17 protein-coding genes are annotated in these 17255 nt (G+C 65.8%); 7 read left to right on the top strand and 10 right to left on the bottom strand.

The annotated features are described in order from the left end of the window. Nucleotides 1-136 precede the first annotated feature (136 nt). The 7 genes from VLA96_12350 to VLA96_12320 form a co-directional block, all read right to left on the bottom strand. On the bottom strand, nucleotides 137-559 hold the full coding sequence (locus VLA96_12350) for a hypothetical protein (protein HSE49991.1): 423 nt from the start codon (nucleotides 557-559) through the stop codon (nucleotides 137-139). Next, nucleotides 560-1678: an adenosyl-hopene transferase HpnH gene (hpnH, locus tag VLA96_12345; protein HSE49990.1), complete on the bottom strand. Its 1119-nt coding sequence runs from the start codon at nucleotides 1676-1678 to the stop codon at nucleotides 560-562. Nucleotide 1679: 1 nt separating this feature from the next. Further along, on the bottom strand, nucleotides 1680-3704 hold the full coding sequence (shc, locus tag VLA96_12340) for a squalene--hopene cyclase (protein HSE49989.1): 2025 nt from the start codon (nucleotides 3702-3704) through the stop codon (nucleotides 1680-1682). 7 nt (nucleotides 3705-3711) lie between these two features. Continuing rightward, nucleotides 3712-4689, bottom strand: coding sequence for a 4-hydroxy-3-methylbut-2-enyl diphosphate reductase (locus tag VLA96_12335; GenBank protein ID HSE49988.1), 978 nt, complete (start codon nucleotides 4687-4689; stop codon nucleotides 3712-3714). Between the two features lie 191 nt (nucleotides 4690-4880). Further along, nucleotides 4881-5351 (bottom strand): cytochrome c oxidase assembly factor Coa1 family protein, encoded by a 471-nt coding sequence (locus VLA96_12330; protein HSE49987.1) that lies wholly within the window; start codon nucleotides 5349-5351, stop codon nucleotides 4881-4883. A gap of 46 nt (nucleotides 5352-5397) precedes the next feature. Then, on the bottom strand, nucleotides 5398-7071 hold the full coding sequence (gene recN, locus VLA96_12325; GenBank protein ID HSE49986.1) for a DNA repair protein RecN: 1674 nt from the start codon (nucleotides 7069-7071) through the stop codon (nucleotides 5398-5400). Nucleotides 7072-7130: 59 nt separating this feature from the next. Then, nucleotides 7131-8039, bottom strand: coding sequence for a hypothetical protein (locus VLA96_12320; protein HSE49985.1), 909 nt, complete (start codon nucleotides 8037-8039; stop codon nucleotides 7131-7133). A 115-nt stretch (nucleotides 8040-8154) separates the two neighbouring features. Between VLA96_12320 and tolQ the strand changes: the two genes are divergently transcribed. From tolQ to VLA96_12290, 6 genes are all read left to right on the top strand, one after another. Next, nucleotides 8155-8829 carry a protein TolQ gene (gene tolQ / locus VLA96_12315; GenBank protein ID HSE49984.1) on the top strand — a complete coding sequence of 225 codons (675 nt, stop codon included), beginning with the start codon at nucleotides 8155-8157 and terminating at the stop codon, nucleotides 8827-8829. After that, complete coding sequence (locus VLA96_12310; protein HSE49983.1) at nucleotides 8829-9251, top strand: biopolymer transporter ExbD; 423 nt, start codon at nucleotides 8829-8831, stop codon at nucleotides 9249-9251. The genes tolQ and VLA96_12310 overlap by 1 nt, the downstream gene beginning before the upstream one ends. Before the next feature lie 94 nt (nucleotides 9252-9345). Beyond that, the gene (locus VLA96_12305) at nucleotides 9346-10134 is read left to right on the top strand and encodes a TonB family protein (protein ID HSE49982.1); all 789 of its coding nucleotides are present in this window, start codon (nucleotides 9346-9348) and stop codon (nucleotides 10132-10134) included. Nucleotides 10135-10199: 65 nt separating this feature from the next. Continuing rightward, nucleotides 10200-11489: a Tol-Pal system beta propeller repeat protein TolB gene (gene tolB, locus VLA96_12300; protein ID HSE49981.1), complete on the top strand. Its 1290-nt coding sequence runs from the start codon at nucleotides 10200-10202 to the stop codon at nucleotides 11487-11489. Nucleotides 11490-11531: 42 nt separating this feature from the next. Next, nucleotides 11532-12254: a peptidoglycan-associated lipoprotein Pal gene (gene pal, locus VLA96_12295; GenBank protein ID HSE49980.1), complete on the top strand. Its 723-nt coding sequence runs from the start codon at nucleotides 11532-11534 to the stop codon at nucleotides 12252-12254. Nucleotides 12255-12365: 111 nt separating this feature from the next. Continuing rightward, on the top strand, nucleotides 12366-13187 hold the full coding sequence (locus VLA96_12290; protein HSE49979.1) for a tetratricopeptide repeat protein: 822 nt from the start codon (nucleotides 12366-12368) through the stop codon (nucleotides 13185-13187). Between the two features lie 77 nt (nucleotides 13188-13264). Here the strand turns inward: VLA96_12290 and VLA96_12285 are convergent, their stop codons facing one another. Next, a complete protein-coding gene (locus VLA96_12285) occupies nucleotides 13265-13591 on the bottom strand; it encodes a 2Fe-2S iron-sulfur cluster-binding protein (protein ID HSE49978.1) in 327 nt (108 codons plus the stop codon). A 140-nt stretch (nucleotides 13592-13731) separates the two neighbouring features. Between VLA96_12285 and VLA96_12280 the strand changes: the two genes are divergently transcribed. Next, on the top strand, nucleotides 13732-14112 hold the full coding sequence (locus VLA96_12280) for a hypothetical protein (GenBank protein ID HSE49977.1): 381 nt from the start codon (nucleotides 13732-13734) through the stop codon (nucleotides 14110-14112). Nucleotides 14113-14208: 96 nt separating this feature from the next. Here the strand turns inward: VLA96_12280 and VLA96_12275 are convergent, their stop codons facing one another. Together VLA96_12275 and VLA96_12270 are read right to left on the bottom strand one after the other, a co-directional pair. Then, nucleotides 14209-15255, bottom strand: a complete 1047-nt coding sequence (locus tag VLA96_12275) for a 2-oxoacid:ferredoxin oxidoreductase subunit beta (GenBank protein HSE49976.1) — start codon at nucleotides 15253-15255, stop codon at nucleotides 14209-14211. Between the two features lie 3 nt (nucleotides 15256-15258). Beyond that, nucleotides 15259-17091, bottom strand: coding sequence for a 2-oxoacid:acceptor oxidoreductase subunit alpha (locus VLA96_12270; protein HSE49975.1), 1833 nt, complete (start codon nucleotides 17089-17091; stop codon nucleotides 15259-15261). Nucleotides 17092-17255: the final 164 nt, after the last annotated feature.

Genomic DNA, 17255 nt, shown 5'->3' with positions numbered 1-17255 from the left:
CGCCCTGCTCGGCGAGCAGCCGCGCGACGTGGCTTCCCACGAAGCCGGTGGAACCGGTGACGAAGGCTTTCATCTTTTCGCTAATCCTAAAGCAAAAGCGCCGGCGAGTCGCCGGCGCCTCCGTGCGACGGTGCTGCTAGTCGAGCTTCTCGGGCTCGAGGCCGATGTTCTTCTCGCCCGCCTGGCGCTTCTCCCAGTACTTGCGGACCCAGGCCTCCCAGCTCTTGCCGGCGGCGGTATCGCGGCCGGTGAAGGCCAGCGCCGCGATCTCGGAGTAGGGGATGGCGCGCTTCTCGTCCTTGCCGGCGGGGATGAGGCGCACCACCGACTCCGCCGCGGTCTTGCCGGTGCGGCGGTCAAAGACGTAGCCCTCAATCTTCTCCCCCGACTTCAGCGTGAGCGTGACGTCGCCGCGGTAGTCGAAGGCCTTCTCGAAGGCGTCGCGCAGCTCGGCGTCGGAGGCGAGCTGCGGGACCCAGCCCTCAAGCTGGTCGTGGTGCGTTCCCTGCGCGACTTCCAGCTCGTCGGGATTGTGGGCGGGGTTGAGGTTCTGGGACATCTAGACCGAGGTCTCCTGCTGGGGCGACTCGATCTGCACCAGCGGGTTGTAGCTGTGTACCGGGCGGGCCGGCTCGTTGAGCATCGCGAGGGCGCCGTCGTCCTTGTACTCGGTCGACATCGTCGCTTTCACCGTCGCCCAGAAGCCGCGCAGCGACCCGAACGTGTCGTTCACGGCCGAGGTCTCGTAGCCGCAGTGCACCATGCAGTTCGCGCACTTCGGATTGCCGCTCTCGGTGCCGTATTCATCCCACTTCGTGTCGTTCATCAGCTCGGCGAAGGAATCGGCATAGCCGTCCTGCAAGAGATAGCAGGGCTTCTGCCAGCCGAAGATGTTGAAGGTCGGCATGCCCCAGGCCGAGCAGGCATAGTTGCGCTTGCCCATCAGGAACTCGAGGAAAAGCGGCGACTGGTTGAAACGCCAGTGCTTCTTGCGGTTCGAGAGGATGGCGCGGAACAGGCGGCGCGTGCGCGCGCGGCCGAGGAAGTGCTTCTGGTCGGGCGCCTTGTCGTAGCTGTAGCCGGGCGAGAGCATCATGCTCTCGATGCCGACTTCCATCATCTCGTCGAAGAAGCGGCGGACGCTGTTGGGGTCGGCGCCGTCGAACAAAGTCGTGTTCGTGGTGACGCGGAAGCCGCGGCGCAGCGCTTCCTTCACCGCGTCGACCGCGATCTCGTAGCCGCCCTCGCGGCACACCGAGAAATCGTGGTGCTCGCGCTCGCCGTCCACGTGCACCGAGAACGTGAGGTACTTGCTCGGCGTGAAGAGGTCGAGCTTCTCCTTGAGCAGCAGCGCGTTGGTGCAGAGGTAGATGTACTTCTTGCGCGCGACCAGGCCCTCCACGATCTCGTGGATGCGCGGATGCATGAGCGGCTCGCCGCCCGGGATGGAGACGATGGGCGCGCCGCACTCGTCGGCGGCCCGGAAGCATTCCTCCGGCGACAGGTCTTTCTTGAGGATGTGGGCCGGGTACTGGATCTTGCCGCAGCCGGCGCAGGCCAGGTTGCAGCGGAACAGCGGCTCCAGCATCAGGACGAGCGGGTAGCGCTTCCGCCCGGCCAGCTTCTGCCGCAGCACGTACGACGCGACCGTCGCCATCTGTGAGATCGGGACCGCCAAGCTACTTGCCTCCTAGGTGCAGCGGGGTGACGTTGGACGAGAACCGGGCTTCACTCGAATCGCCGGCGTTCGAGAAGACCTTGGAAAAGGTGGTGAGTGCGAGCAGCGGGAAGTACGTCCTGTACATATGGTACATGAGGTAAAAGACGCGCGGGAACCCGGTGCCGGTGTAGTACGGCTCGTCCCAATTGCCGTCGGGGCGCTGCGTGCGGAGCAGGTACGCGATGCCGCGCGCGACCGAATCGGAGCGCGTGTCGCCGGCGGCGAGCAGCCCGAGGACAGCCCAGGCGGTCTGGGAGGGCGTGCTCGGCCCGACGCCGCGCGTGTGCGGGTCGTCGTAGCTGCCGCAGGTCTCGCCCCAGCCGCCATCGGAGTTCTGCATGCAGCGCAGCCACTCCGCGGCGTGTTGGATGTGCGGCTCGTGCACGTCTTCGCCCATCGCCTCGAAGCCGCGCAGCACCTGCATGGTGCCATAGATGTAGTTCACGCCCCAGCGGCCGAACCACGCGCCGTCGGACTCCTGGTTCTTCCGCAGGAACTCGAGCGCGCGGCGCACCGGCTTCTCGTCGCGCGTGTGGCCGTAGGCCGCCAGCATCTCGAGCACGCGCCCGGTGATGTCGACCGTCGCGGGATCGAGCATCGCGTTGTGGTCGGCGAACGGGACGTACTGGAAGACCATGCGGTCGTTGTCCTTGTCGAACGACGCCCAGCCGCCGTCCTTGCACTGCATGGCGAGCACCCAGTCGATGGCGCGCTGCACGCTCTCGTGTTGGTAGCGCTCGTTGGGATGCTGCACGTGCGTGAGCGCCAGGCCCACCATCGCGGTGTCGTCCACGTCGGGATAGAACTCGTTGTTGAACTCGAAGTACCAGCCGCCGGGCAGCGTGTTGCGCACCTTCACCGCCCAGTCGCCCTTGGTGCGCACCTGCTTCTGCAGGATCCAGTCGCCGGCCTTGACCATGCGGGTATCGCCCCGCGGCACGCCCGCTTCGCCGAGCGCGAACATGGCATAGGCGGTGTCCCACACCGGCGACTTGCACGGCTGCATGCGGAAGGTGTCGCCTTCCTCGATGCCGAGCGCCTCGAACTCGTCGATGGCGCGGATGAGCTGCGGATCGTCGAGCGAGACTCCGAGGCAGCGCATCGCGATGATGGAGTTCATCAGGCCGGGATAGATGGCGCCCAAGCCGTCGGACTTCTCCAGCCGCGCCATCATCCACTTCTGCGCGCTCTTAATGGCGATGGAGCGCAGCGGCCGCACGTGCACGCGCTCGAACAGGTGCGTGATGCGGTCCAGCACGAGGAAGAAGTTGCGCCACGACACCAGCTTCTTCGACCAGTGCAGGTGCAGCTTGGTCCCCTGCCGGCCGTGCGGGAACAGCTCGTCGATGCCCATCTCCTGCGGGATCTTCTTGAACGGCTTCTTGGCGTACGCGATCGAGAGCGGCACCAGGATGGCGCGCGACCACGAGCTGATCTCATAGATGTTGAACCAGAACCAGTTCGGGAACAGGACGATCTCCGGCGGGATAGCCGGGACCGCGTCGTAGTCGTACTGCCCGAAGAAGCAGAGATAGATCTTGGTGAAGGTGTTGACCTCGGTCACTCCGCCCAGGTCCATGATGACCTTGCGCGCGCGCACCAGCGCCGGGTGCTCCGCGGTGTAGCCCGCGAGCTTCAGCCCGAAGTACGCCTTGACGGTGGCCGAGATGTTCGAGGGGCCGCCGGCGAAGATGCTCCAGCCGCCGTCTTCGTTCTGGTGCTGGAGGATGTAGTTGGCGGCCTTGCGGATGCGCTCGGTGATCTTCGCGTCGGCGTCGGTGCCGAGCAGGCGGTGCAGCAGGATGTAATCGGACTCGAGCGTGGTGTCGGCTTCGAGCTCGCCGCACCAGTAACCCTGCTCGTCCTGGATGGAGAGCAGGTAGTCGCGCGCCGCGGCGATGGCGGGCGCGACGCTGGCGGCGTCGAGTTTGCCGAAGGTGAGCTTCGGCTCGCGACCGGTCGGCCCCTGGGTGGGTGCAGCCATGGAGTGGTTACTCCGCGGCGACCGCGGGTGCGGGCGCGATGGCTTCCACGATCTCGGGCGGCAGGCCGAAGCGGACGTTCTCGGGCATCACTTCGACTTCCTCGACCGTGGCATAGCCGGCGTTCTTCAGGAACGCCACCACTTCCTCGACCAGGCACTCCGGCGCGGAGGCCCCGGCGGTGAGCGCGACCGAGCCCACGCCCTCGAGCCACTCCGGCTTGATGGCGCGGAAGTTCTCGATCAGGTACGACTTGTGTCCGATGTTGCGCCCGACCTCGACCAGCCGGTTGGAGTTCGAGCTGTTGTCCGAGCCGACGACCAGCAGCAGGTCGGCCTGGGGCGAGACCTGCTTCACCGCGATCTGGCGGTTCTCGGTGGCGTAGCAGATGTCCTGCGCGTGCGGTCCCTTGATCCTGGGAAACTTTCTGCGCAGCGCGGCGATGATGTCCTTGGTCTCGTCGAGCGAGAGCGTGGTCTGCGTGATGTAGGCGACGCGCTCCGGGTCGGGCACGTTGAGGCTCGCGACCTCTTCCGGCGTGCCGACGACCTGCGTGACATTGGGCGCCTCGCCCAGCGTGCCGATGACCTCGTCGTGGTCGCGGTGGCCGATCAGGATGATGCTGTAGCCTTCCTTGGCGTACTTCACCGCCTCCACGTGCACCTTGGTGACCAGCGGGCAGGTGGCGTCGATGACGCGCAGCTTGCGCGACTCGCTCGCCTCGCGCACTTCGGGCGAGACGCCGTGCGCGCTGTAGATCACGCGCTCGCCCGCGGGCACTTCGTCGATCTCGTCCACGAAGATGGCGCCCTTATTCGTCAGGTCCTCGACCACGTAGCGGTTGTGCACGATCTCCTTGCGGACGTAGATGGGCGGGCCGAAGGTGTCGAGCGCGATGCGCACGATGTCGATGGCGCGGACTACGCCCGCGCAGAAGCCCCTGGGCTTCAAAAGAAGCAGTCTTTTCCCGTTGCTGGCAGCGGTCATCTGTTAGTCAGTTTACCGGTTTTTGCGGACTTCCGGTAGTTAGAGGATAGGCGGCGGGAAGCCGGGTGGTCAACGTAACCGCTTGAAAGGGCGGAACTTGGCAGCGAACGGTGAGATATGACACCTGAGCGGAGCTCCCCTACCCGACCGATCTGGTCGGGATTGAACCACTGCACACAAGCGGTGCAGCATCAGTGGTCGGGCGGTTCCGGCGGCGACTGCTCCAGCAGGTCCAGGCGGTTCGGGTCGCCCTCGAACCCGACCTCCAGCCGGTTGAACTTCCACTCGCCGGCGAACCGGGTGGCGTCCGCGTACATCGTCGCCTTCCCCTTCGGCCCCTGGATCGGGATCGTGAGGTCCGCCTTGCCCGACGTGCCGGCCTGGTTGATGGAGCCGGAAACGAAGTTGGTGACCTCGATGGGCGTGCCCAGCCGCTTCTGAAGCGTGGGATTGGCTTGCGCCTTCTTGAGCGCGGCCTGCGTGACGTCCGCATTCTTCATCGCGCCCATGGCCAGGAAGACGACCGAGGCGACGAACGCCGCGAACACCGCGACGATGGTCAGGCAGCCGACCGGGACAAACCACTTCCAGTTGCGCGACCACCAGTTGGGGCGTGGAGCGTTCTCGAGGGGCGGGGCCGGAGTGATGGGCGGTGTTCCCATGCTGCCTCCTGTAGAGCTTGAGGTAGGCGCCGGCGACTCGCCGGCGCTACGCGTTGGCCTTGAGCATCTGCTCGGCGTGCTTCAAGGATGTGTCGGTAACCTTGGCCCCCGAAAGCATACGCGCGATCTCCTCGGTGCGCTCCTTGTTTTCCAGGCGGCGGACCGACGTCTTGGTGCGGCCCGCGGCTTCGCGCTTCTCGAGGGCGAAGTGCTGGTCGGCGAACGACGCGATCTGCGGCAGATGCGTGATGCACAGCACCTGCTCGACACGCGCCAGCGATTTCAGCTTTTTCCCCACCGCCTCGGCGGCGCGCCCGCCGATGCCAGTGTCGATCTCGTCGAACACCAGCGTGCGCGGCTCGCGCTTCTTGCGGTTCGACGAATCAATGGTCGCTTTCAGCGCGAGCAACACGCGCGAAAGCTCGCCGCCCGAGGCGATCTGCTCGACCGGATGCAGCGGCTCCCCCGGATTCGTGGCGATCATGTACTGCACCTGGTCGAAGCCGGTCGAGGCCCAGTTCGCCTGCTCGTCGGAACCGGCGAGCTCGACCTTGAACTTCGCCTTCATCGCCAGGTCGTTGACCTCGTCCTCCACCAGCTTCTCCAGCTCCTTCGCCGCGTCGTAGCGCTTCTTGGAGAGCGCGCGGGCGAGCTTCAGGTAGCCCTCGGCCGCGGCGGCGAGTTCCCTGTTCAGCTCCCGCAGCACCTCGTCCTTGTTCTCGATCTCGTTGAGCTTGCGCGCGGCGTCGGCGCCGAAGGCGATCACGTCGGCGAGCGTCGCGCCGTACTTCCGCTTCAACCGGTCGAGGAGCGCGAGCCGGTCTTCGATCTCCGCCAGCCGCTCAGGGGAGGCATTGATGCTCTCGGCGTAGTCGCGCAGCGTCGCGCCGAGATCCTCGACCACGGCGCGCGCCGAGGCGAGCGTGGCGGCCGAGTCGGCAAACCTGGGATCGAAGCGCGCCAGCTCGTCGAGCGACTTCCCCGCCGCCCGCATGGTCGCGGCCGAGGAGCCGGTCGAGTCGTAGAGCTGCCCGTAGGCGGTCATCGCCGCCTGGTAGAGCTTCTCGGCGTTGGCGAGCACGCGCTTCTCGGTCTCCAGCTTCTCGTCTTCGCCTTCCACCAGCTTGGCCTGCTCGATCTCCTTTTTCTGGAAGCTCCACAAGTCCACCAGCCGCAGGCGGTCCTGCTCGCCCTGCTGCAGGTCGGCGATGCGCTGCCGGATGCCGTTCCACTTGGTGTAGGTGTCGGCGACCGCGGCGGTGTCGAGGTCGGCGTAGCGATCGAGCAGCACGAGGCGCTCGCCGGCGTCGAACGACACGATGGATTCGCTCTGCGCGTGGATGGCGCCCAGCACGGGCGCGAGTTGCTTGAGGACCGCGACCGTCGCGGGCTGGTTGTTGACGAAGACGCGCCCCTTGCCGCCGGCGGCGATCTCGCGCCGCAGGATGAGCTGCGCGCCGTCGGCGTCCAGCCCGTTGGCTTCCAGGATGGGCTCGATCTGCTTCGCGGGCGCGTCGAAGACCGCGGAGACCACGGCCTTCTCCGCGCCGTGGCGCACCACGTCCGCCGAGGCCTTCTCGCCGAACAGCAGCGCGAGCGCGTCGATGAGGATGGATTTGCCGGCGCCGGTCTCGCCGGTGAGCAGGTTCAGCCCGGGACCGAACTCGACCGCGACGTTGTCGATGACGGCGTAGTTTTCGACGCGCAGTTCGAGCAGCAAGCGTTCCGCCTCAGCGTGGGACGATTTCGGCGCAGGATAGCACGAGTCGCGCGCGCCGCTTACGGCACTTTGGCGCGGACGCTGCCGCGCCCATTGCGCGCCTCGACCACGCGCACGCTGTCGCCGAACGGATGCCGGCCTTCGAGCACGTAGAGCGTGTCGCCGGCGACCCACACCCCGGTGGGCGCCCATCCCAGGCTCGACTCGTACGCCGTCACGCGCTGCTTGCCGTCCGCCGAGAGCTTCAGCACGCGCCGGTTGTCGTAGTCGGCGACGTAGACACTTCCCTCGCCGTCGTGGCGCACACCGAAGAACGCGTTCGCCAGACCCGCGGTGCCCTGGATCAGCTTGCGCGGCCGGTCGAGCCCGCGTGCGAGCGTCGTGACCTGGCCGTCCGGAGTCACTTTGCGCAGCGTTGCGCCGTCGACCAGGTAGATGGTGCCGTCCGGCAGCACATCCACGCCGCCCACGCTGGAGAGCTGCGCGTCTTTGCCTGTGCCGTCCTTGATGCCGAAGGCGCCGCCGGCGAACTCCTGCGCCTCGCCCCGCGGTGCGCGCTTGAGCAGCAGGGTGCGAGTGCGCGCGTGGTTGTTCTGCTCGATGGAGTACATGTTGCCGGCCGCATCCTTCAGCAGGCTGAAACCGCGCAAGACTTCGCCGTCGGGCACGGTGGTCGCCAGCTCGCCGCTCGGCGTCCGCTTCCAGAAGTAGTTGTGCCATTGGTTGCGCGCGCCGTCGTAGGTGAGGTTCTCGCCGTAGAGGTTCCCGTCCTTGTCGAGCACCAGCTCATGCGTGTGCACGCGTGGGACGGCGACCGAGAGCGCGCCGGCAGCAGAGAGCATCCAGACCTGCTTCAGGTCGGTGAAGAAGACGTTGCCGCGCGCGTCGCGCACGATGCCCCAGCCGGGGTGCGCCACCGCCGGCACCGCGACCAGCAACAACATGCAGACCCAAAGAAGGCGCCTCATCGTGGCCGCATTCTAGCGAAAACCTGCCGCCGGAGCGTTGACGCTCCTCTGGCTAAGTGCTACGGTCAGGACTGGCCTGCTTCGTTGAACGCCAAATCACGGAGTCTGTTCGCGGATGGCAATCCTTGTTCCTGGCGGCGAGATCGTCAATCTCATCGCGCAGAGCGGTCCGGTAGCCAAGCTCGTCCTCGTCATCCTCTTCCTCTTCAGCCTGTTGTCGTGGGCGATCATCCTGTCGAAATGGGCGGCGTTGCGGCGCGCGCGCTCGCAGAGCGGCCGCTTCGTCCGCATGTTCCGCAAATCGCAGCGGCTGGAGGACGTGGCGGCGGTGGCCGAGCAGTTCACGCCCAGCCCGCTGGTCGCCGTCTTTGATTACGGATACCGCGAGTACAAGCGGCAGACGAATCCCGGCGGCCGCCTGCGCTCGCTCGACGCCGTGCAGCGCGCCACGCAGATCGCGGCCTCGGAAGAACTGACGCGCATGGAGCGCCGCCTGCCGTTGCTGGCGACCACCGGCGCCGTCACTCCGTTCATCGGGCTGTTCGGCACGGTGTGGGGCATCATCGACGCCTTCCACGGCCTGGGCACGGCGGGCGCGGCCACGCTGCGCGCGGTCGCGCCCGGCATCTCGGAGGCGCTCATCACGACCGCCGCCGGCCTGTTCGCCGCCATCCCCGCGGTCATCGCGTACAACGCCTTCGCGCACTCGCTGCGCGAGTTCGGCGCGCGCATGGACGATTTCGCCGCCGAGTTCCTCAACACCGTCGACCGTGGCGGGGAGGGCCAGTAATGGCGTTCACCACCCCGCAGGGCCGCACGCAGACCTCGCTCTCGGAGATCAACGTCACCCCCTTCGTGGACGTGGTGCTGGTGCTGCTCATCATCTTCATGATCACCGCGCCGGTGCTGCAGTCGGGCATCGAGGTCGCCGTGCCGAAGACGAAGACGGTGAAGGAGATCACCGAGGAACGCATCGTCATCTCCATCGACAAGCAGCAGCGCGTCTATCTCGGCAACGACACGGTGAACATCAACGAGATCGCCGCCAAGCTGCGCCAGAAGGTGCGCGACCCCGAACATCAGTCCATCTACCTGCGCGCTGATGAGAACGTACCCTTCGGCGCCTTCGCCACCGTGATGGACGCGGTCAAGAGTTCTGGCATCACCAACGTAAGCATCGTGACGGAGCCGCTGAAGGAAGGCGGAAAGTGATTGCGGCACACGCAACTGCCGAACTGCCGAACCGCGGAAGCGCCGAATCTCGACTCGGCAGTTCGGCCGTTCGGCAGTTCCGCGATCGTTGAAGATGGTTCGCGAAGATATCTACGTTGACCAGGAAGGCTGGAAGCAGCCGCTGGCGCTCTCGACCGCCTTCCACTTTGCGCTCATCGGTTCCATGTTCGCGTACGCCTGGCTGGCGGGCGAGACCCACGGCGAGAACTGGGGCGGCCTGGGCGGCGGCGGCGGCGCGATGAGCGCCACGCTCGTCTCCAACGCGTCGATCCCATTGCCCGCTCCCCAGGTCGAGACCGAGAACGTGCTCGCCAACGAGTCGAAGGGCCTGTCGGAGTCGCTGCCCAAGGAAGTCGAGAAGCCCACGCCGGAAGCCATCCCCATCCCCGACAAGACGGCGAAGAAGGTGAGCGAGCGCGCCAAGCCCACCGAGCCGCCGAAGAAGCCGCAGCAGGCGGCGAGCAACCAGATCCCGTTCGGCCAGGGCGGCCCGGTGAGCGGGCCGTACGGCGTGTTCAACTCCGGCGGCGCGAAGGGCGGCTTCGGCTTCACCGGCGGCGGCGGGGACTTCGGCTCGCGCTACGCCTGGTACGTGCAGATCGTGCGCAACAAAGTGTCGGAGAACTGGTTGAAGTATGAGGTGGACCCGAGCATCTCGACCGCGCGGCGCGTGTACATCACGTTCGACATCGCGCGCTCGGGCGAGCCCTCGAACGTGCAGGTAGAGCAGTCGAGCGGTATCCCGTCGCTGGACATCAGCGCCACCCGCGCCATCCAGCGCATCGACACCTTCGGCCCGCTGCCGCCGGACTACCCGGGCAACAAAGTCTCCGTCGAGTTCTGGTTCGATTACCGAAGATAACGACCGCAGAGGACACAAAGGACACCGAGGAAATGCGGAAATCAGTTCTCATCCTTCTCGTAGTAATGGCGATGCAGGCCCTGCTCGCAGCTCAGACCGATTGGATCAAGACCGGCACCGGGCTCGGCGTCGAGAAGATCCGGTTGGCGGCGGCGGACTTCAAGGCGGGCGCGGACCCGCGCGCCGCGGAGTTGAACAAGACGTTCAACGACACGCTGTGGAACGACCTCGACCAGGCCGGCATCTTCGACATGGTCTCGAAGAGCTTCTATCCGCTGGCGCAGCCCGGACAGCCGAGCGAGGTCCGGCTCGACGCCTGGGGCAATCCGCCGCCCAACGCCAACATGCTCGCCTTCGGCAACCTGAACGTCTCCGGCGACGACGTCGCCGTGCTGGGCTGGCTCTACGACGTGAAGAACCCGCAGTCGCCGCAGGTGCTGGGCAAGCAGTACCGCGAGAAGGCGACCCAGCAGAACGCGCGGCTGATTGCGCACCGCTTCGCCAACGAGATCATCCTGCGGCTGGGCGGCGGCATCAACGGCATCGCCGAGACCAAGATCTTCTTCATCTCCAACCGCACCGGCAACAAAGAAGTCTGGATGATGGACTACGACGGCCAGGGCCAGACGCGCCTGACCAAGGACGGTTCCATCGCGCTCTCGCCCGCCGTCTCGCCCGACGGCGCGCGCGTGGCCTACGTCTCGTTCACCAGCGGCAACGCCGACCTCGCCATGTACTCGCTCGAGCTGGGACGCCGCGTCGCCTTTGCGCGGCTCGGCGGGGCGAACACCGCGCCCTCCTGGACGCCCGACGGCAAGCTGCTGTTCTCGTCCTCGTCCCGCGGCGGCGATCCCGAGATCTTCATGGCGGAGGCCAGCGGCAGCAACCCCCGCCGGCTGACCGCCTACCGCGGTCCCGACGGCCAGCCCACCATCAACCGCAAGTCCGGAGGGCAGGTCGCGTGGGTGAGCGGCCGCACCGGCCTGCCGCAGATCTACGTAATGGACGCCGACGGCGCCAACGTGCAGCGGCTCACCGAGCAGGGCTATGCGGTCTCGCCGGCGTGGTCGCCCAACGGCCAGCTGTTGGCCTTCGCGTGGCGCCGGAATTACGGTCCCGGCGCACCCGGCGGCCAGGACATTTATATTATGGACGTCACTACCAGGCAGTGGGTCCAGCTCACACACGAGGGGATGAACGACTTCCCCTCCTGGTCGCCCGACGGCCGCCACATCGTCTTTCAGTCGCGCCGCGGCGGGTCCGACCAGATTTGGACCATGCTGGCCGACGGCACCAGGCAACATGCTTTGACGAGTTCCGGGTCGAACACCCAGCCGAATTGGAGCTGGAAGTAGTCGAGCGACGGGTTTGTTGCGCAGCACTTTTGGGAGGATGAAGTGACATACACGAAGAAGAGTTCCGTGATCCTGTTGGCGCTGCTGGCGGCAGTGCTGGTAGTGGGCTGCAAGAAGAAGCCGGTGCAGACGGCGCCGCCGCCGCCGCCGCCGCCCGCGCCTACCGCTTCACTCTCGGCGAATCCGGACGCCATCGAAGCCGGGCAGGCGACCACGCTCACGTGGCGCACCGAGAACGCCACCGACGTCTCCATCGAAGGCATCGGGCCGGTCGAGCCGAGCGGCTCGCGCCAGGTCTCGCCGGTGCAGTCCACCACCTACCGCCTGACGGCGAAGGGCGCGGGCGGCGCGCAGGAGGCCACCGCACGCGTCACCGTGGCCCAGCCGGCGCCCCGGCAGGAGATCTCCCTCACCGACGAGCAGCTCTTCCAGCAGAACGTGAAGGACGTCTTCTTCGACTACGACAGCTACGAGATCCGCGCGGACCAGCAGAGCGCGATCGCCGCGGCGGCCTCGTTCCTGAAGACGCGCCCCAACTGGAAGGTGACCATCGAGGGCCACTGCGACGAGCGCGGCTCCATCGAGTACAACCTGACGCTCGGCACCAACCGCGCCGAGGCGGTGAAGAACGCCCTCGTGCAGCAGGGCGTGAGCGCCGGCAACCTGCGGACCGTCACCTTCGGCAAAGAGAAGCCGTTCTGCAACGAGTCGAACGAGACGTGCTGGCAGCAGAACCGCCGCGGGCACTACGTCCTGAACAAGTAACCAACCTGAGGTAGGCGCCGGCGACGCGCCGGTGCACGGGCCGGCGGGGTCGCCGGCCCCTACCTTTTCAAATCACGACCGGCAGGAGTTCTGCATCTAACCGAGAAAGCTATGAAAAGACTATTCACTTCCCTACTGATCGTGGCGCTGGCCGCGCCCGCCTTCGCCGCCAACAAGGACATGGTCCAGCTCCAGACGCAGGTGCAGAACCTGCAGGACTCGATGGCGCGCATGCAGCAGTCGTTCGACGAGCGCATGGGCGTGATGAAGAACCTGATCGAGCAGTCCACCGACAACATGAACCGGCTCAACGCCAACGTCGAGACGCTGACCAAGTCGCTGCAGCAGCAGTCCAACGACGCCGGCGCCCGGACCGACCAGGTCTCGCAGCAGATCCAGGCGCTGCACGATTCGGTGGACGAGCTGAAGGCGCGGCTCGCCAAGATGCAGACGCAACTCGACCAGATGGGACAGCAGCAGCAGAACCTGCAGGCGCTGCCGCAGGGCGCCAACCAGGCGCCGCCGCCCGACGTCCTCTACCAGAGCGCGCTGCGCGACATGACCGCCAACAAGCTGCAGCTCGCCGACCAGGAGTTCCGCGACTTCCTGAAGTTCTACCCCGACAACGAGCTCGCCGGCAACGCGCAGTTCTACGTCGCCGACATCGAGTACAAGCAGGGGAACTTCCAGGCCGCGGTGCAGGATTACGACAAGGTGATCGAGCAGTACCCCGGGGGAAACAAGGTAGCCTCGGCGCAATTGCGCAAGGGCTACGCGCTACTGGAACTAGGCCAGCGCGACGCCGGGGTGAAGGAGCTGCAGAGCCTGATCGCGCGCTATCCGCGGTCGAGCGAGGCCGCGCAGGCGCAGCAGCGGCTCGCGCAGCTCGGGGTCTCGAGGAAGCCCAGCCCCAAGCGCACCGCGCCGCGGTAAAGCTCACCACAAAGGACACGAAGGTCTCACCAAGGACCTCCATGAGGATCTTTGTGCTGCCTTCGTGTCCTTTGTGGTTAAGGCTTTTTCGCCTCGGCGCCTTCGACGTCGCGCAGGCAGTAGCGCAGCTCGGTGTCCATCTGCGTGATGCGCATGCCGTCCTTCACCATTAGCTTGCACGAGATGGCGGTGTGCGACGGCGTCCCTTCGCCCATGTCGAAGGTGATGCGGCAGTACTGGCACTCCTCGTTCCAGCAGAAGCGCCCGTAGGCGATGTTCTCCTGCGCCACGTACTGCAGCGCCCGCAGCACCATGTTGTTGTCGGGGACCTCGACCACGCGGCCCTTCACCGTGATCTTGACGAGCTTGTCGTAGGGGCGGAACAGTGGCCCGGGTGTGCTCATTGGCGTGGCGCGATTCTATTACAGGTTTCGAGTTTCCAGTTTCGGGTTTCCCGTCAGCCGCCTTCTCGAAACTTGGAACCCGAAACCTGGAACTGCGGGGATGCAACACCCGCCCCGCGCACGGAATCTCTACTAGGGCCATGACACCGACCGACCAGAACAACGACAACGACCTGCGCAAGGGCGCCACCGAAGACGAAGCCTTGGGTGAGAAGGCGATGACCTCCATGAACGGCCAGCTGGGGCATCGCGACCAGGACCCGCTGATCAAGTCATCCGATAGCGACTTCCCCGAGCCCGGCGAGACGCCCGAGCACCAGGGGCAGTTCAAGGAGCGCAACCGCAAGGACCAGGACACGCGCTTCGGCGGCGGCCGCGACCCGGAGCGCCGCGGCGTCGGCGCCGACAAGAAGCCCGCCGTCGAGGGCGGCCCCGACCAGCCCTCCGAAGAGCCCGAGGTGAAGGAGCCCGGCCACGCGCAGCAGGGCGACAAGAAGAAGGATGAGGACGTCGCCGCGTAGACTTCAGACTTCAGACCTCAGACTTCAGGGAAAATCAAAACCCTCCGCAATGGAGGGTTTTGTTTTGGCGAAGACTGAAGACTGAAGTCTGAAGACTTACTTCAGCGACTCCATCACCTCGTCGAGCACCGACTTGGGCGGCTTGGTGACCGACTCCGGCAGGGTCGCCAGGGGCTTCTCGGTCATGTGCAGCATCTCCAGGAAGCTCGGCGCCTTGGTGTTGATGTAGAACAGGCCGGTGAGGACCTCGCCCTTGTCGTGCGCCTGCATCAGGCGCTTGACGGCTTCGATGCGGTTGGTCGGGTCGTAGTCCTCTTCCAGCTTGCGCAGCAGCAGGCGCGAGCCGTCGTGCATGGTGACCTCGGTGGTCGAGCCCGGCTCGTAGTCCACCGTGATGTCCTCGAACTGCGGCACGAAGTTCACGTCGTGCAGCGGCTCGTCGTGGTCCTTCATGTACTTGTAGCTCTTGGTGGAGCCCTCGTGGTCGTTGAAGGTCACGCAGGGCGAGATGATGTCGAGCATCACGGTGCCCTTGTGGGCGATGGCGGCCTTGAGCAGCGTAAGCACCTGCTTCTTGTCGCCGGAGAACGAGCGCCCCACCATGGTCGCGCCCAGTTCGATGGCCATCGCGCAGGTGTCGATGGGGGGCAGGTCGTTGATCACGCCGGTCTTCAGCTTCGAGCCCAGGTCCGCGGTGGCGGAGAACTGGCCCTTGGTCAGGCCGTACACGCCGTTGTCTTCGATGATGTAGATCATCGGCAGATTGCGGCGCATCAGGTGGACGAACTGCCCCATGCCGATGGAGGCGGAGTCGCCGTCGCCGGAGACGCCGATGCCGACCAGGGTGCGGTTGGCCAGCAGCGCGCCGGTCGCGATCGACGGCATGCGACCGTGCACCGCGTTGAAACTGTGCGAGCGGCTGAGGAAGTACGCGGGGCTCTTCGACGAGCAGCCGATGCCCGAGAACTTGGCCACGCGCTCCGGCTGCACTCCCATCTCGTACATCGCGTCGATCACGCGTTCAGAGATGGCGTTGTGGCCGCAGCCCGCGCACAGGGTCGTCTTGCCACCCTTGTACTCCATCACGGAGAGGCCGATGCGGTTGGTCTTGACCGGTGGTTGCGAAGTCGGTGTCGAGGCCATGGTCTATTTCCCTTCCTGGGTCACGAGTTCGTCCGTGACGCTGCGCGCGTCGAGCGGCAGGCCGTTGTAGTGGCGGATGGAGCGCAGCTTGTGCAGTTGGTCCACGCTCAGGTCGAGCTTGAGCAGGTCGAGCATCTGCGCGTCGCGATTCTGTTCCACCAGGTACACGCGGTCGTGGTTCTTCACGAAGTCGTGCACCTCCCGCGTGAACGGATACGCCTTCAGGCGCAGGTAGTCGGTCTCCAGCTTGTACTCCTTGCGGAGCTGGTCGCGGCTCTCCACGATCGCCCAGTGCGAGGTGCCGTAGGCGATGATGCCGATCTTCGACTTGCCGGTGTCGACGTCGGGCTTCGGGACGTGCGAGCGCGCGGTCTCGAACTTCTTCGCCAGCCGGTCCATGTTGTTCTGGTAGTCGTCGGGACGCTCGGAGTACTGCGCCTTCTCGTTGTGGCCGGAGCCGCGCGTGAAGTACGAAGCCGCCGGATGCTCGGTGCCGGGCAGCGTGCGATAGCCGATGCCGTCGCCGTCCACGTCCTTGTAGCGCGCGAATGAGCCCAGCTTCTCCAGGTCCGCCTTGCTCAGCACCTTGCCGCGCTTGATGGGGCGGTCGGGATACTTGAACGGGTCGCTCATCCAGTTGTTCATGCCGAGGTCGAGGTCGCTCATCACGAACACCGGCGTCTGGAAGTGCTCGGCGAGCTCGAAGGCGTCGAACGCCATGTCGAAGCACTCCGCGACCGAGTTCGGGATCAGCATGATGTGCTTGGTGTCGCCGTGCGAGAGCACCGCGGTCGAGAGGATGTCGCCTTGCATGGTGCGGGTCGGCAAGCCGGTCGAGGGGCCGGTGCGCTGGATGTTCCAGATCACGCCCGGCACTTCGGCGTAGTAGCCCAGGCCGGCGAACTCGGCCATGAGCGAAATGCCCGGGCCGGAGGTCGCGGTCATGGAGCGCGCGCCCGACCAGCCGGCGCCCAGCACCATGCCGATGGCCGCGAGCTCGTCTTCCGCCTGCACGATGGCAAACGTCGCCTTGCCGTCCGCGCCGATGCGGTAGTGCTTCATGTAGTCGATCATCTGCTCGACCAGCGAGGACGACGGGGTGATGGGATACCAGGTCACGACGGTGCAGCCGGCGAACATCGAGCCCAGCGCCGCGGCGGCGTTGCCGTCGATGATGATCTTGCCCTGCGTCGCGTTCATCGGCTCCACGTAGCAGTGGTCGGCCTTCTTGAGCGACGAGGCGGCGTAGTCGTAACCCGCCTTCACCGCGGCGAAGTTCAGGTCCGCGGCCTTCTGCTTCTTCTTGAACTGCTTGCGGACCGCCTTCTCCACCTGGCCCATGTCGATGCCGATGAGCTGCGCAGCCACGCCCACGTACACCATGTTCTTCACCAGCTTGCGCAGCTTGGCTTCCGGGCATACCGCGGCGGTCAGCTTGTCGAACGGCACCGAGTAGAAGCCCACGTCGTTGCGGATGGCCGAGAGGTTCAGCGGCTCGTCATACAGCACCGCGGCGCCCGGGTCGAGCGACTTCACGTCCTCGACGGCCGTCTCCGGGTTCATCGCGATCAGGAAATCGACTTCCTTCTTGCGCGCGATGTAGCCGTCCTTGTTGGCGCGGATGGTGAACCACGTCGGCAGGCCCGCGATGTTCGACGGGAACAGGTTCTTGCCCGAGACGGGGATGCCCATCTGGAAGATGCTGCGCAGCAGCACCATGTTCGCCGACTGCGAGCCGGAGCCGTTGACCGTCGCCACCTGGATCGACCAGTCGTTCACCGCCTTGGCCGGCGGCGGCCCCTGCCGCTGCTGCTGAACCACTACATCAGTTGCCATAACGAGAGATTCCTTTGCTTCCGGTGAAGGAAAGCGTTGTTCTATGAATGGGTTGGAGGCGTCCGCGAAACATTCGATTATACAAAATCGATGCGCGGAAAACGAATCGGATTCAGCGGGGAGACGGCTCTGGCGAAGAAACCCTCTCGCACAGAGTCGCTTTT

Source organism: Terriglobales bacterium, from assembly GCA_035457425.1.
GTDB lineage: Bacteria > Acidobacteriota > Terriglobia > Terriglobales > Acidobacteriaceae > JACPNR01.
The sequence above is the reverse complement of the archived record's forward strand: the minus strand, read 5'-3'. Positions and strand labels throughout refer to the sequence as shown.

Excerpts from the sequence above, each read along its gene's own strand:
- VLA96_12350 (HSE49991.1), bottom strand. The coding sequence starts at position 559 with ATGTCCCAGAACCTCAACCCCGCCCACAATCCCGACGAGCTGGAAGTC.
- shc (HSE49989.1), bottom strand. The coding sequence starts at position 3,704 with ATGGCTGCACCCACCCAGGGGCCGACCGGTCGCGAGCCGAAGCTCACC.
- VLA96_12335 (HSE49988.1), bottom strand. The coding sequence starts at position 4,689 with ATGACCGCTGCCAGCAACGGGAAAAGACTGCTTCTTTTGAAGCCCAGG.
- VLA96_12330 (HSE49987.1), bottom strand. The coding sequence starts at position 5,351 with ATGGGAACACCGCCCATCACTCCGGCCCCGCCCCTCGAGAACGCTCCA.
- VLA96_12320 (HSE49985.1), bottom strand. The coding sequence starts at position 8,039 with ATGAGGCGCCTTCTTTGGGTCTGCATGTTGTTGCTGGTCGCGGTGCCG.
- tolQ (HSE49984.1), top strand. The coding sequence starts at position 8,155 with ATGGCAATCCTTGTTCCTGGCGGCGAGATCGTCAATCTCATCGCGCAG.
- VLA96_12310 (HSE49983.1), top strand. The coding sequence starts at position 8,829 with ATGGCGTTCACCACCCCGCAGGGCCGCACGCAGACCTCGCTCTCGGAG.
- VLA96_12305 (HSE49982.1), top strand. The coding sequence starts at position 9,346 with ATGGTTCGCGAAGATATCTACGTTGACCAGGAAGGCTGGAAGCAGCCG.
- tolB (HSE49981.1), top strand. The coding sequence starts at position 10,200 with ATGGCGATGCAGGCCCTGCTCGCAGCTCAGACCGATTGGATCAAGACC.
- VLA96_12290 (HSE49979.1), top strand. The coding sequence starts at position 12,366 with ATGAAAAGACTATTCACTTCCCTACTGATCGTGGCGCTGGCCGCGCCC.
- VLA96_12285 (HSE49978.1), bottom strand. The coding sequence starts at position 13,591 with ATGAGCACACCCGGGCCACTGTTCCGCCCCTACGACAAGCTCGTCAAG.
- VLA96_12280 (HSE49977.1), top strand. The coding sequence starts at position 13,732 with ATGACACCGACCGACCAGAACAACGACAACGACCTGCGCAAGGGCGCC.
- VLA96_12275 (HSE49976.1), bottom strand. The coding sequence starts at position 15,255 with ATGGCCTCGACACCGACTTCGCAACCACCGGTCAAGACCAACCGCATC.
- VLA96_12270 (HSE49975.1), bottom strand. The coding sequence starts at position 17,091 with ATGGCAACTGATGTAGTGGTTCAGCAGCAGCGGCAGGGGCCGCCGCCG.